Here is a 13,851-nt window from a genome sequence, read left to right as displayed (position 1 = left end):
ATATTGAAATTTTGATATTGATAATACCTATTTGAAACCCAAGGAAGCAAATTAATATGAAGTCTGATATTTCAGGAGCACAGAAACATCTCCGCTATATGCAACAGGCCTTCTTTTTAGCGGAGCAGGCCTATGAAGAAAAAGAAGTGCCGGTGGGTGCACTGGTGGTCCATGATGATGCCATCATCGGTAAGGGATACAATCAAACAGAGCGGTTAAATGATCCGACCGCCCATGCAGAGATGCTGGCGATTTCAGCGGCCTGCTCTACATTGGGACAAAAATACCTAACCGACTGCACACTGTATGTCACGCTTGAGCCCTGCCCTATGTGTGCGGGAGCGTTGGTCTGGTCGAAAGTTGATACCATTGTCATTGGTGCACTGGATGCCCGGGCCGGCAGCTGTGGCAGCGTATTCAACATTGCAGGCTCCAGCCAGCTTAATCATCAACCAGAAGTTTTACATGGATTTATGGAACAAGATTGTGAATGGATTCTAAAGAAATTTTTCCAAGAGCGGCGCTCGTCACAGAATGGTCATGCTTGATCTCAACTCCCAATTCCTATTTACAAAACGAATTAATGAACCTACGGTTTAACTGCTTATTTGTAATACTTTCTCTGCTGATCATTATACCACATCCAAAGGCTCACGCTCAGTCGCTTCAACGGTATGAGTTTGAGAGCCGCCAAATGGGAACCACATTCAAGCTCATATTCTATGCGCCCAATGATTCTATAGCTAATGTAGCTCAAGAAAGTGCATTCAATCGGGCAGATACCTTAAATAGTATTCTCAGTGATTATGATCCCAAAAGCAACCTGAACCAGCTTTCTTCTAAATCAGGGACCCATCAATTCTTTGCTGTAGATTCTACCCTCTTTTTAGTACTTAATAAAGCCCAGAAATTGGCCAAAGCGACAGATGGTGCTTTTGATGTAACCATTGGGCCGGCCGTGTCTTTATGGCGAAAGATCAGGGGAGCTGATAATCCAGAACTACCTTCCTCGCAAGAACTTAAGCAGGTAAAGGATCGTGTGGGACACCAGCATCTCAGTATTGATAGGCCTTCCCATTCCGTAGCACTAACTCAACCTGGCATGCAACTTGATCTTGGAGGCATTGCCAAAGGATTTGCTGCCGATGAAATGCTCCGGATGTTAAAAGAAGTGGGGCTCCATTCTGTTCTCGTTGATGCCGGAGGCGACATTCGGCTGGGCGACCCTCCTCCCGGGAAAAAAGCATGGACAGTGACCATCCCCGCCCACAAGCGGGATGGTAGCCGCAAATGGCTAACACTCGAACTGTCAAACTGTGCGATAGCTACGTCCGGAGATCTGTTCCAACATGTCATGATCAATGGAAAACGATACTCTCATATTATTAATCCACACACCGGACTTGGCCTGACCGACCAAAGTATGGTGACTGTTGTAGCCCCTGATGGCATAACGGCCGATAGCTATGCCTCTGCAATTAGTGTGTTAGGTGTGGATAAGGGAATGGAATTTGTTAATGGTAAGTCCGCCATAATGTTACGCATAGAATATAAAAAGAATGAGGATATTGATATTAGAAAGTCTCCGGGCTTTGACGAACTTATAATGGAATAAATTTATATCTGTTCTGCCGGGAAGTATTTTTTATATTTAGCTTATATTTTACATGGTGTTGAAAATATTTAGGTTAGCCTTTCCTGCGTGGCCTATCACACCGTAATTAGAAATTTAATTTTTGCCTGCAGCATTTTTAAGTTTTAGTTATGGATATTCAAACTCCTGATTCAACCTTCCAGAATGTCACTTTCGGTGACCAAGGGTTTAAAGACCTGAAAGATGAACTTAGCCGAACAGCCGATAAAAAAGAACATCACCTATCGCTTTTTTTGGGATTTTATAAACCCAACAAACAAAAGGCGCTCGATGAAATTGCTCAAAAACTGGATCGGCAAGTAAAGATCATCAATACAAAAGAATTCGTATCCAAAATTGAGTCGGCTACTTTTGAACGGCTGGATGCCCTTTTTAATCAAATCGATCAATCCAACGTAATTCTATACTTTAAAAATGGCGATAAGCTTTGTGGTGCTTATACAGGCAACTCGCATTCCCGGGTAAAGTATGCAACGCCCCAGGAGCGCTATTTCATTAAAAAAGTCCAAGAGTTTAATGGCCTTGTCGTTGTAGATATTGATGAATATACCGATGCTGATAAAACGCTCCGGCGGGCAGCACAATCCATTGTTTCTTTTACACTGCCCGACTCTAAAATACAGCGGTTTATGTGGCACCTTAAAAACTATTCCTTCCATGGGTATGATCTCAAGACCAAACGTCCGGACGCCTATGTCGGCGAGATAAGCTGATCCCCCTCTCTTTTAAAACTATAGGAGCTCAGTCTGCAGTATTAACATTTAATGCAGGTTGAGCTCTTGTAATATCCAGATATTCATAAAAATAGTTCTCCCCCTTCCTAAATATTAATTATACTGCCTTCTATTTATACTCCTTTGATTCATGAAGCAAGAAGGCAACATATATCAAGACAAAGAGCCGCCCAATGAGGATGCTGAATCCAATGAGCATTCTACTCTTTGGACAGACATTAAGAATTCCATCAAAGGGGTTGAATATGATTTTACGCAAGGCAGCATCGGCAAGGCTATTCTGTTGCTTTCTATCCCCATGGTCTTGGAAATGGCGATGGAATCAGTCTTTGCCGTAGTTGACATCTTCTTTGTGGCCAAGCTGGGTCCGGAAGCGGTAGCGGCAGTGGGCCTTACAGAATCAATGCTTACCTTAGTCTATGCCATTGCTATTGGTCTCAGTATGGCAACGACCGCCCTTATCGCCCGTCGAACAGGTGAAAAGAAAATTTATAAAGCGGCCAAAGCTGCAGTCCAAGCCATTATTGTTGGTTTTACGGTTTCCTTACCGATTGCGCTGTTGGGCCTGTTTTACTCCGACATGCTGCTCAGCTTAATGGGCGCCTCTCCTGTCATCATCAATGAACTGTCGGGTTATACAACCATTATCTTTACAGCGAACGCTGTAGTAATGCTCCTTTTCATCATTAACGCGGTCTTCAGGGGAGCCGGAGATGCTGCAATCTCGATGCGTGTGCTCTGGATAGCAAACCTATTGAATATTGTTCTGGATCCATTATTTATTTTTGGGATTGGTCCCTTCCCTGAACTCGGCGTAGCCGGTGCGGCTGTTGCTACAACCATCGGACGCGGATTGGGGGTCCTTTACCAAATGTATCGACTGCATATTAAAGGAAGCCGTATTCAGCTGGAACTTCGGCATTGGATTGTCAATTGGCCTATCATCAAACGGCTGGTGAGGCTGTCACTGGGAGGCATCGGGCAATACCTTATTGCTACTTCTAGTTGGATTGGCCTGATGCGTATCATGGCCGAATTTGGCAGCGAGGCTCTGGCTGGATATACCATCGCCATCCGTATTATCATCTTTTCCTTACTTCCCTCCTGGGGCATGAGTAATGCAGCTGCAACACTTGTGGGGCAGAACTTAGGGGCCAATCAGCCTCAGCGAGCGGAAAAGTCCGTATGGATCACAGCATTCATAAACATGGCTTTCCTGGTATGTATAGGCCTTTCCTTTTATATCTTTGCCCCTGAGTTGGTCATGCTTTTTACCGATGAAGAGCAAGTGATAGCTATTGGCGCCCAATGTTTGCGCATCATAAGTGCAGGCTATTTCTTCTATTCCTGGGGAATGATCATGACGCAAGCTTTTAACGGTGCCGGAGACACTATGACCCCTACCTATTTGAACTTTATCTGTTTCTGGATTATTGAGATTCCCCTGGCCTGGGGATTAGCGCTCAGCTTAGAGATGGAAGAAAGCGGGGTTTTCTGGTCGATCGTTGTCGCCGAGTCGATGCTTGGCATTTTAGGTATCTATCTCTTTAAAAAAGGTAAGTGGAAATTACAGGAAGTCTAAAAAGGACGCACCAACCTGCATCCTCTCCTTTACAATTATTGCCCACAAAATGCCCTTTGATAAACAGCTGCAAGTAGCCTATCTTCGATAATTATGAAAAAACCGGAACCCCCACTACCTACAGACTGTTGCGGCAGCGGATGCACACGTTGCGTCTATGATATGTATAAAGATCATTTAGCAATATATAAGGAGTGGAAGAAAGAACAGGAAGAAAAGAAGAATAAAGAAATAAAAACGGTTGAAAAATAACGATTATGGCTATTAAGATTCGAAAAGAAACAGGTGGACGTCGCGGCAAAACGGTCACAATGATCAGCAATATTCAGCACAATCCACAGGTTATCGAAGATCTTGAAAAAAAGTTGAAGAAGCACTGTGGGGCCGGAGGAACGAGCTATGCCAAGACTATCGAAATACAGGGTGACCATGTAGAAAAAGTGCGGAAGTTTCTTCAGAAAGAAGGTTACAATGTTAACTGATTAGCATAACGTGTTATGCGTTTTTTAAACAAGGTTCATGGCATACTATGATCCTAAAAGCGGTCTTCTCATCCGAATTCTGGGGTTGAAGTCAGATGAGTGTAAGGGACACTTGATCTATTCATCGGACGACAACCCCAGTCGCCCGATGAGAGATCATATCCTGTTTTATATGTTTATTCAACCGCGCAATGTGTTTACATTATCATTTCCAATCCTAACGTTCTAAAATAATATTTGCTATGGATTTAGACATGCCTGAAGAACAGTATCAAAAAATACTAAAACAGATTAAAAGTGATGACAGTCCTGTGGGCATTGATGCGGGCAAAACCCACGTTCTCATTCTCCAAAAGCTTCTGGATATTGAGAAGCGCCTCGAAGCATTGGAAGAAGCGTTTTCGAAGGATTCAGACCGTCAATCCTGATCAAGCAGGCTTTTTAGCAGTCCTGAGTGTTCTCTTTTCTCTTTGTAGATGAACGCCGGGCATCCGAAGTGGTATTCCGCCATGTGATCCGCCAGACTGTCGGTCAGTAAAGCCGCCGTCGAAGATTTGCGTTTTGAGCCAACAACAATCATGTCTGTTTGCGTGTGTAAAGCGTAATCGTAAATCTGATTAATCTCTCTCCCATCCTCATTAACTGAAAACCGGCATTCGGGAAGCTTGCCCAGCTTGTACTTTTCTCTGAACTTATCCAGTTTTTTCTGCAGATACTCATTCATACGCTCCGCATATTTTTCGGAAGGAATGTATGGAAAAAACTGCTTGGGATACTCATACACATGCTGCAGGTGAAGCTCGGCATCGTACTGTACGGTCAACACCTTACCCTGTTTTACTGCCCGTGCCGACGCTTTGGAAAAGGTTACCGGCACCAACACATTGTCCAGGTTGTAATGAGTATTCTCAGAGACAAAGAGTGTAGAACAGTGGGCGTATTTTACGATCTGTCGAGGTAAAATACCCTCTCCTTCGTAGCCACTTTTCTTGCCCAATATCAATAAATCGGGATCTTCCTCTTCCAGCAGCGAAAGAATCGCTTTTGTAGGCTTTCCCTCTTTTATAACGATATCAACATCAGGAGTAAACCCTTTCAATAACGATCCATATTTTTTTCTTAACTCCTTGCCTATCATTGTCTTAAGAGGCTCCTTATCCTTAACCTCTGGAAAGAGATCCTGTAGCTCGGAATCTATCCCTGTGTGTTCTACGATATGAAAAAACGTAATCCGATCGGGAGCATTCATATCAGATAAAAACGAGGCATAGCCAGTGATGATCTTATCCATGTTAGTAAGATCGAGGCCGATCATCCAGTGTTTAAATGACTTCATCATAGCACACATGCTTTTAGTTATTCAGCAGAATGTTCGTCCTCTTTTTGGAGAAGATCGGAAACGAGTTCTTTATAAGAATTTTGCTCTTTTGTTTTGCGTTGTGAAATCTTCTTTTGCTGTTCTTCACTGAGTCCTTTGTACAGGCTATAGCACATCAGCAGCAGGATAAATAGAAATGGGAGTCCAGTAATAACCGAGGCCGTTCGCAGGGCGTTTAATCCGCCTCCTATCAATAGTACAGCCGCTACGGCACCTTCGGTCTGGGCCCAAAAGATACGCTGTCCCACAGGAGCTTCAAGCTTTCCTCCGCTGGTAAGTCCATCGATAACGAGGGAGCCTGAGTCTGAGGAGGTTACAAAAAAGCTCATTACCAGAATAATAGCAATAATCGAAGTGACGAACGACCATGGAAATTGCTCGAGCAGAACAAAGAGTGACATTGCTTCATTATCCAACGCTGTAGCGCCGATATTACCAACATTTGCCATTTCCAGGCTAATGGCGGACCCACCGAACGCCGAGAGCCATAAAAAAGTAATGAGACTGGGCGCTATCAACACCCCGAGCACAAATTCACGTACCGTTCGTCCTTTGGATATGCGAGCTATAAACATGCCCACATAAGGCGACCAGGATACCCACCAAGCCCAATAAAAGACCGTCCATGAATTCTGCCATGTTGATCCCTGGTAGGCTTCTGTCCAAAAACTATAGCGTGCGAGGTTACCAAGATAGTCGCCGATATTTTGCACGAATGAATCAAAGATGTAGATAGTAGGCCCCACGATAATCATGAAGAGTAAAAAGACGACTGCAATACGGATATTCGCCTCACTCAGCACACGTACTCCCTTATCGATTCCCAGGAAGACCGAGACAGTAGCAACCATGGTGATACCGATAATCAGTCCGACTTGCAACCACAGGGTATCCGGGGTAGTGAAAAGGTGATGAAGCCCAGCGCTTACTTGCTTAACCCCAAGTCCAAGCGAGGTTGCAAGACCAAATAGCGTCGCCAGCACGGCCAGGATATCAATCACATCTCCAATCCACCCTTCGATGTGATCTCCCAGCACCGGCTGGAAAACAGAACGAAATGACAGCGGAAGTCCCCGGTTGAAGGCAAAGAAAGCAAGAGAAAGTCCAACGATGGCATAAATACCCCAGGCGTGAAATCCCCAATGCAGATAGGTTATGCTCATTGCCTGCTGGGCTGCCTCTTCGGCTCCCCCCACTTCAACAGGAGGTTCTAAAAAATGGGTCATCGGTTCGGCTACACTCCAGAACATAATGCCAATGCCCATACCGGCACTGAAAAGCATAGCAAACCATGCTATGGTGCTAAACTCCGGTCTGGCATCAGCGCCACCCAGGCGGATATTCCCCAGTCTGCTAAAAGCGATGACGATAGAAAAAACCAGAAAGGTGCTCACAGAAATTATAAACAGCCAGCCTCCATTATCAGAGATAAAACTCTGAACGGCGGTAAACATTTCCTCGGCATCTTGCCCCATCGACAGCGTAGTAATAATCATCGTCAGGATAAGGATAACCGAGGGCCAAAAGACCGGCGCATGAATATCAAAGTACTTTTTTATTCCCGAGGGAGAAGCTTGTTTTCTGCTCTCTTCTTTTAATTCTGTCAAAGCACCTCTTATTAGATTATCATTAACCTTTTTGAAGTACTATAGCTGCAACATCAGCTATTTGCCAAGCTGAATTTGAATAAAATGGCTTTTAACCGATAACACAAACTATCAGACGGGTGGCAGTACCGTCAAAAAGGGATACAGATTTCAACTGTATCCCCTTCGTATAGATAAAAAACGAGACCTAACTTTTACAATGAAACCTTACTTTCGCGCTTGGGATCCAGATCGTACAGCGATGATACCGTTGCCTGAACCGTTTTATACCAATCGTTACCGTATTTGTCATTGATTTCATAGAAATCAGAAAAATCCGGTTTTCGTACCTTCATCTTCCACTCCTGATTTTTGGCTTTATATACAGGATCTACGTGCAATAGCTGGTGAAAGAGTACCATCTCACGTGTCTTTTGATCAAGCATATCCCACATTTCACCGGATATCTCGATCAGATAATTGTTGCCCGAGTAGTACTGCACCTCGCGTGAGGCTTTCTTACATTTTGCAGCTTTATATTTCGACAAATTAGGATACACCAAAAAGTAACCGATTGAAGCAGGACCAAAATCCAAGTTTTCTCGCTCAATAACGGTTTCTGCAATTTTTTGTACTTCAGGAGATTCCATTAGCTGTTTGTTGCTTGCAATGGTATCTCCTGGTTTTAAAGCTTCCTTTTCTTCCATGAACGTGCATACAATTTATTATTCAAATTTCTGAGGGGCCTTAAGGTAAAGTTCTCCGGAGACCTTTTCATCCATCAAATGAAAATAATTATTGCACCTTATCCTTCCGTATTTCCCACCTTAGATCAGGATGACTGCATGCGCCGTAGATAATTATACTGTCCCAAATGGTAGTTTAAATGTCCATAAAGGTGCATCAGGGCTCCTCTGTTGGAGACTTTAAAAGGAAAGTCGAGCGCAAAGGGCTCATCCAAACGATCTTCCGTAATAGTTTGGAATACTGGTTCGAGTGTTTGCTGTAGTTCTTCAACCTGCTCAATGAGCTTTTCTTTGGAAATCCCGGTTGAGGTAAATTCCCTTTCCCGATCTCGCAAATAGCCGGTCTCTCCTATTCCCTTCCCGATATAGTGATTCAGGTTGCCGACCAAATGTTGAACCAATATCCCACAGCTGTTGGATATGCCCTTCGGCGTAGTCCAGAGCAGCTCATCCGGTGTATCCCGGACTTCCTTGATGAGCCGATTCAAATCACGATCAAAAAGCGTTTTTAAATCTTGCTGTAAAGCATCCATGGATAAATGTTGTTAGAGTTAGATATGAAGATTGTTACTATAAACATGTTAATCAACCTGTTGGCAGTTGGGACAAAAGTAAATTTTACGGCCGCCGGTCTTTTCTTCTTCAATAATTTGTCCACATTTGTGGCAGCGATCATCCGTTCGGTTATACACAAAATGCCGATACTCCGATCGCTTTGCCTTTTCTCGCTTTAAAGCTTCTACAATTGAGGGGTCGTTGGTAATACCGCCCGTTTCGTAGGAGCGTTTCGTGAGTTTAACAGTAGCTTTTGCAAGGGCCTCTTTCTCCTCGTCCGAATATTCTCGCAATTTTTTATGAGGATCGACCTTGGCATAAAACATAATCTCACTACGTAGATAATTGCCGATACCGCTCACAAATCCCTGGTCTAACAGCAAAGTAGTAAGTTTTCTGTTCTGGAAGGAATCACTTCTGTATTGTGCTATAACATCCTCATAGGTGGTATCGGGATGGAGCACGTCGGGACCCAGTTTTTTTATATAAGAATGAGCAGGTACTTCTTCTTGGCTAAGCATCTCAATATCAGTCGCTGAGTATAGGTAGGCCGATTGATCCGTATTATGGATTGCGACACGAAGCTTCCGGTTTGTGTTGGGCTTTGCCCCGTTAGCTCTGACCATCCATTTCCCATACAGCTGATTATGGCTATACATTACCCGATCATCCTCAAAAAAAGTAAGAATGGCTTTTCCCCGGGCTTCAATCTTCTGAATTTCCATTCCTTTTAGCTCCGGTTCGTGCTGCTTTAGTTCTTCAAAAGCAAAATAGAGTTCGCTAATGGTTTTACCTTGTAATGCATCATTAAGAGCGTCTGCTGTTCGCCAAATTTCTGGTCCTTCTGGCATAAAATTCGTTTAAGCGTTAAGATTTTGATTACTTTATGTACACGAGTCCATCCGCAATCATTCGGATTCTATTAAAATGACTCCCTATAATACAATAATTTTTGGCTTATTTAAGGAAGGCAATGCCGGATAATTTCCGGTCTGTTCATTTCCATTTTAGGCCTTTTATCCATTATTTAGATATTTAAAAATTTCAGGATGTCAAAACCAACGATATACCTTTTCTTTGGATTATTCTTTCTAATTTTTGCAGGCTGTCAAAAGACGGAGCATAAATTTTCTCACACAGACAATCCAGCGGGACCAGGCAGTAAATACCCACATTTGGCTTCCTCCGGTGATACGTTATACATGAGCTGGATGGAAACCAATACTGACTCTAATCATACCTACCTGCTTTATGCTTCATATACGAATGGCCAGTGGTCACCGGCTGAGACTATAGCGCAGAGTAGCAGCTGGTTTGTTAATTGGGCAGATTATCCCTCCGTCATTGTGGATACCCATGGCCCAGTGGCTGCCCATTGGTTAAATAAAAAAACCGGTGGGACCTATGCGTATGATGTCAGCATTGCTTTCCGTAATCCACAGAGCCCAAAGTGGAGTTCTTCACTAACGCCCCATGCTGACAGTACCGCAACGGAGCACGGTTTTGTGTCAATGATACCCTGGGACTATGATAGCATTCTTGCTGTTTGGCTGGATGGGCGCCGATCGGCCCAGCGTGATGAAGATGAATATTATGACTTGTCCAAAGCTATGACCCTCCGCGGGGCATTAATTTCAACCTCAGGGAGTGTTGAGAAGCGATTTTTAATTGATGACTCTGTTTGTGATTGCTGCCAGACAGCACTGGTCAAAACAGCAGGTGGAGCCCTCGTTGCGTATCGTAACCGCACCGGGGATGAAATCAGAGATATTTATTTCAGCCGTTTTAATGGCGAAAGCTGGTCCAAGGGAGTTGCAGTACATAATGACGGATGGAAGATTGGAGCCTGCCCGGTTAATGGCCCTGTCCTGGCCGCAAGAGACTCCCTGGTGGCTATCGCCTGGCCTACGTCCGCCAACAAGCAGCCAAAGGTCAAAGCCGCCCTCTCAACAGACGGAGGTTCCTCATTTAGCCAGCCAGTCAGCATTAATAATGAAAAATCGGCTGGCCGTGTGGATATTGCCCTCGATGGTGATCGGGCCTATGTATCATGGTTGGCAGAAGGAGATCACTTAGGTGCCCTGAACCTTCGAACTATTGACAAAAACCTTAAGCCTTCAATCATTTTTACCGCTGATAGTATCAATGCCTCCCGAAAATCGGGCTTCCCCCAGTTGGAAATATTAAATGATAACATAATTTTGGGCTGGACGGACATTACTGATTCCACAAGCTCAATCAAAATGATAAGAAAAAGGCTGCCCCTATTACCGGATTAATTTACTTTGATAGGTTATCAACTTTTTCAACCGGTAGCTCTCGCCATTCCGATAACTGTTCAGCAATGCGTGAGCGTGCTAACTTGGAGACATTCTTGATATCCTCCCGCGAATATGAGGTGGTATCAATGGGGTCCAGGATCTTAAGTTTGATGTGCTTAGCCATCCCAAATTTCCAACTTTTTTTAGGAAGCGTATTTTGAGTTCCATCAATAACCATGGGCAAAATGGGAACACCTTCACTGATGGCCAGGTCAAAGGCTCCTACTGCAAAGCGATTAAGCTTTCCGTTCCGTGATCGGGTTCCTTCGGGGAAGAATATGATTGAGCAATCCCGTTCCAGGTAAAAGCGGGCCTGCTTAAATGTTGCTATTCTCCGGTTACTTGCTCGCCGGTCCACCGAAATGTCACCTGCCAGCTTCATCATCCAGCCCACAAACGGAACGTCAAAAAGTTCTTTTTTGGCAACCCATTTCATCTCCCACGGAAGGTTGGAAATCAACGGAATATCAGCCTGGGACAAATGATTACAAACCATAATGTATGGCTCGCGGTCATTAACGTCTACACTTCCGCTTATGGTGATATTCCAATTCGGATTTATTTTAGAAATAGCCTTGCCCAACTTTCTAAATAGCTTACCGGTATAGTAATGAGCAGGATCCGGATCCAAAAGGCGACATAGAGCCAGCATGGGCAGCCAGATGAGAATCAGAACCAGAACTCCCACCCAAATTATCAGTGACTTAATCGTCGAAATCATAGTAAAATCATACCATTATCGTTAGGGATAAGCTAAAAATAAGGCTTATTACTTCTATTTGATATCTGTCTTTTGAAGGTCTTCCCAAACCTCTTCCGGTAGCGTCCAGCTTAGTAGTGGATCATCATCCTTCAAGGTATAATGACCGGAACTGCCATCTAATCTGTAGAAATCGATCCGTTCAAGACCGGGGGCAAGAGGTACCGATACAAAAAACCTGCGTTCATCGCTTTCAGATTGTGAAGTGGGGACTTCCATCTTCTCAAAACTGATTTTTCGCAGAACACACCCTTCCTTATCCAATAGCTGAGCCTGGTACAGCCCCTGTTGCTGAGATTTTTCAAAAGGCTTGTCCAAAATAGTATAACCTATTAGCTGAAAAGCACCCGGCTGACTAACCAACGAAAGTGTAAGAGTCTTTTGCGGTTTTTCACCAGGATTGGAACAGCTAATGAATAGCAACGTGGCCAGTACGAAAAATAAATGCCGAAACATCTTATACGTTCAGTTTGCTAAAACTTTGGAAATAAACTTTTCACCACACCCCACCATCCTTTAGCAGGCTTTAAGGCTCGTCTGTTGCGAACAACGGCTTTATCAATAACTTCGGGTTGAAAAATATTTTTGGTCTCAACGTCAACCTCAACGGAATGCCACTCTATTTCTTCCTTCTGCTTCTCATCGGGTGTCCCGTTATTGGAGACTGACTGCTTCTTTTTAGGCTGAGCCTCTTTCGATCTACGGTTATCATTATTGGAGGCTGAGGAACGATCTTGTGTTTGTTCTTTTTGCTTCTGCTCCTTGGATTCCTTCGGGGGTGTCTCAGCAGATCCACTTTGGGACTTCGAGGCATTAGCCTTTTGCCTGGATGAAGACTTTTGGCCCGGACGTTCTTTCCTTTTTGAGCGCTTCTTTTGACTGCGGTCCCGTTGGTTTTCATCCAGCTCTTTAGGCAGGTCCCGAATCGAAAGTTGGTCTCCTACCACATTCTTAATAGCATGATAGTATTTTTTATCTTTATTGCTGACAAAAGTAATAGCCGTCCCAGACTTGTCATAGCGTCCTGTTCGACCTATGCGGTGGATATAGTCTTCCGGGTTATTTGGAACGTCAAAATTGACAATCAGCGATACATCATCAATATCGATTCCACGGGAAAGTACATCAGTAGCCACCATCACCGGGTGGGTCTTGTTTTTAAAAAGCCTGAGGGCCTCATTTCGTTCATTCTGGTCACGATCGCCATGCATACTTACCGCACTAACGTTTCGCTTCTTAAGCATCCGTTCAAGTTTGTCCGTGCCCCGTTTGGTCGCACAAAAGACAATAGCCGTCTCATATTTATCGGCATCGAACAGCTGTTCAAACAACTTCAACTTCTTTTTAGGATCAATAAAATAAATCTGTTGATCCACACTTTCAGCCGGCTTTGAAACTTCAAACTCCACTTCCGCCGGATCTTTCATTACCTCATCCACCACCTTTTGAACTTCTTCCACCATCGTGGCGGAAAAGAGCATGGTCTGACGGTCGGTGGGCAGCTGCTTCACTATCTTCATCACATCAGGAAGAAAGCCCATATCCAGCATGCGGTCGGCTTCATCAAGCACCAGGTAATTCAGATGGCTGAAATCGATATTCAGCACTTTCATCTGATCGATTAACCGTCCGGGGGTGGCGACAATAATATCAACCCCTGCTCGAATAGCTTTGACCTGAGTGCCATAATCGCTTCCGCCCGTTACGGTTGCGGAGCTAATACCCGTATGATATCCCAATGCAAAAATCTGTTCTTCAATTTGCTGGGCCAGTTCCCGGGTGGGAGACAAAATTAATGCTTGGGTGTGCTCAGCGGGCTCCTTGATGATACGTTCTAATAAAGGAATTACAAAGGCTCCCGTCTTTCCTGTACCCGTTTGGGCCGCACCGATAACATCACGACCTTCTAAAATTAAGGGAATACATTCCTGCTGGATAGGGGTCGGCTCCTCGTAGCGAAGATCCTGCAAACCCATCTGAAGCTGTTGGTCTAAATCAAACTGTTTGAAACTCAAAAGGTACCTTATTGCTTTATTATAAATTACGTACTCTG

16 protein-coding genes are annotated in these 13,851 nt (G+C 44.2%); 8 read left to right on the top strand and 8 right to left on the bottom strand.

Annotated elements, in window-relative coordinates; translation table 11 throughout:
* Positions 1–56 precede the first annotated feature (56 nt).
* The 7 genes from tadA (at position 57) to J6I44_RS04955 (ending at position 4,880) form a co-directional block, all read left to right on the top strand.
* Positions 57–548 carry a tRNA adenosine(34) deaminase TadA gene (gene tadA, locus J6I44_RS04980; protein ID WP_265764897.1) on the top strand — a complete coding sequence of 164 codons (492 nt, stop codon included), beginning with the start codon at positions 57–59 and terminating at the stop codon, positions 546–548.
* Positions 491–1,615: an FAD:protein FMN transferase gene (locus tag J6I44_RS04975; protein WP_265764896.1), complete on the top strand. Its 1,125-nt coding sequence runs from the start codon at positions 491–493 to the stop codon at positions 1,613–1,615. Before tadA ends, J6I44_RS04975 begins: the two co-directional genes overlap by 58 nt.
* A gap of 149 nt (positions 1,616–1,764) precedes the next feature.
* Positions 1,765–2,367: a hypothetical protein gene (locus tag J6I44_RS04970; RefSeq protein WP_265764895.1), complete on the top strand. Its 603-nt coding sequence runs from the start codon at positions 1,765–1,767 to the stop codon at positions 2,365–2,367.
* Positions 2,368–2,518: 151 nt separating this feature from the next.
* Positions 2,519–3,970, top strand: coding sequence for an MATE family efflux transporter (locus J6I44_RS04965; protein ID WP_265764894.1), 1,452 nt, complete (start codon positions 2,519–2,521; stop codon positions 3,968–3,970).
* Positions 3,971–4,063: 93 nt separating this feature from the next.
* Positions 4,064–4,222 (top strand): oxidoreductase-like domain-containing protein, encoded by a 159-nt coding sequence (locus J6I44_RS20800; protein ID WP_350356677.1) that lies wholly within the window; start codon positions 4,064–4,066, stop codon positions 4,220–4,222.
* 5 nt (positions 4,223–4,227) lie between these two features.
* Positions 4,228–4,452, top strand: a complete 225-nt coding sequence (locus J6I44_RS04960) for a translation initiation factor (RefSeq protein WP_265764893.1) — start codon at positions 4,228–4,230, stop codon at positions 4,450–4,452.
* A gap of 242 nt (positions 4,453–4,694) precedes the next feature.
* On the top strand, positions 4,695–4,880 hold the full coding sequence (locus J6I44_RS04955) for a hypothetical protein (RefSeq protein ID WP_265764892.1): 186 nt from the start codon (positions 4,695–4,697) through the stop codon (positions 4,878–4,880).
* Here the strand turns inward: J6I44_RS04955 and J6I44_RS04950 are convergent.
* From J6I44_RS04950 to nei, 5 genes are all read right to left on the bottom strand, one after another.
* Entirely contained in the window at positions 4,871–5,791 is a 921-nt protein-coding gene (locus J6I44_RS04950; RefSeq protein ID WP_265764891.1) for a universal stress protein, read from the bottom strand. The two genes, J6I44_RS04955 and J6I44_RS04950, sit on opposite strands and share 10 nt — an antisense overlap.
* 17 nt (positions 5,792–5,808) lie before the next feature.
* Entirely contained in the window at positions 5,809–7,437 is a 1,629-nt protein-coding gene (locus J6I44_RS04945) for a BCCT family transporter (protein WP_265764890.1), read from the bottom strand.
* Positions 7,438–7,631: 194 nt separating this feature from the next.
* Positions 7,632–8,123, bottom strand: coding sequence for a putative metallopeptidase (locus tag J6I44_RS04940; RefSeq protein ID WP_265764889.1), 492 nt, complete (start codon positions 8,121–8,123; stop codon positions 7,632–7,634).
* Positions 8,124–8,248: 125 nt separating this feature from the next.
* Positions 8,249–8,695: a DinB family protein gene (locus tag J6I44_RS04935; protein ID WP_265764888.1), complete on the bottom strand. Its 447-nt coding sequence runs from the start codon at positions 8,693–8,695 to the stop codon at positions 8,249–8,251.
* A gap of 48 nt (positions 8,696–8,743) precedes the next feature.
* Complete coding sequence (gene nei, locus J6I44_RS04930) at positions 8,744–9,568, bottom strand: endonuclease VIII (protein ID WP_265764887.1); 825 nt, start codon at positions 9,566–9,568, stop codon at positions 8,744–8,746.
* Positions 9,569–9,766: 198 nt separating this feature from the next.
* Here nei and J6I44_RS04925 point away from each other — a divergent pair, with 198 nt between their 5' ends.
* The gene (locus J6I44_RS04925; protein ID WP_265764886.1) at positions 9,767–10,996 is read left to right on the top strand and encodes a sialidase family protein; all 1,230 of its coding nucleotides are present in this window, start codon (positions 9,767–9,769) and stop codon (positions 10,994–10,996) included.
* Position 10,997: 1 nt separating this feature from the next.
* On the opposite strand, the gene J6I44_RS04920 is transcribed toward J6I44_RS04925, so the two are convergent.
* The 3 genes from J6I44_RS04920 to J6I44_RS04910 are packed head-to-tail and all read right to left on the bottom strand — an operon-like array spanning position 10,998 to position 13,813.
* Positions 10,998–11,759, bottom strand: a complete 762-nt coding sequence (locus J6I44_RS04920) for a lysophospholipid acyltransferase family protein (RefSeq protein WP_265764885.1) — start codon at positions 11,757–11,759, stop codon at positions 10,998–11,000.
* 54 nt (positions 11,760–11,813) lie between these two features.
* The gene (locus J6I44_RS04915) at positions 11,814–12,254 is read right to left on the bottom strand and encodes a hypothetical protein (protein ID WP_265764884.1); all 441 of its coding nucleotides are present in this window, start codon (positions 12,252–12,254) and stop codon (positions 11,814–11,816) included.
* Positions 12,255–12,271: 17 nt separating this feature from the next.
* Positions 12,272–13,813, bottom strand: coding sequence for a DEAD/DEAH box helicase (locus J6I44_RS04910; protein ID WP_265764883.1), 1,542 nt, complete (start codon positions 13,811–13,813; stop codon positions 12,272–12,274).
* Positions 13,814–13,851 lie beyond the last annotated feature (38 nt).

Origin of the sequence: Fodinibius salsisoli (genome assembly GCF_026229185.1) — a bacterium.
In the GTDB taxonomy this organism is placed as follows: Bacteria; Bacteroidota; Rhodothermia; order Balneolales; family Balneolaceae; genus Fodinibius; species Fodinibius salsisoli.
The sequence above is the reverse complement of the archived record's forward strand: the minus strand, read 5'-3'. Positions and strand labels throughout refer to the sequence as shown.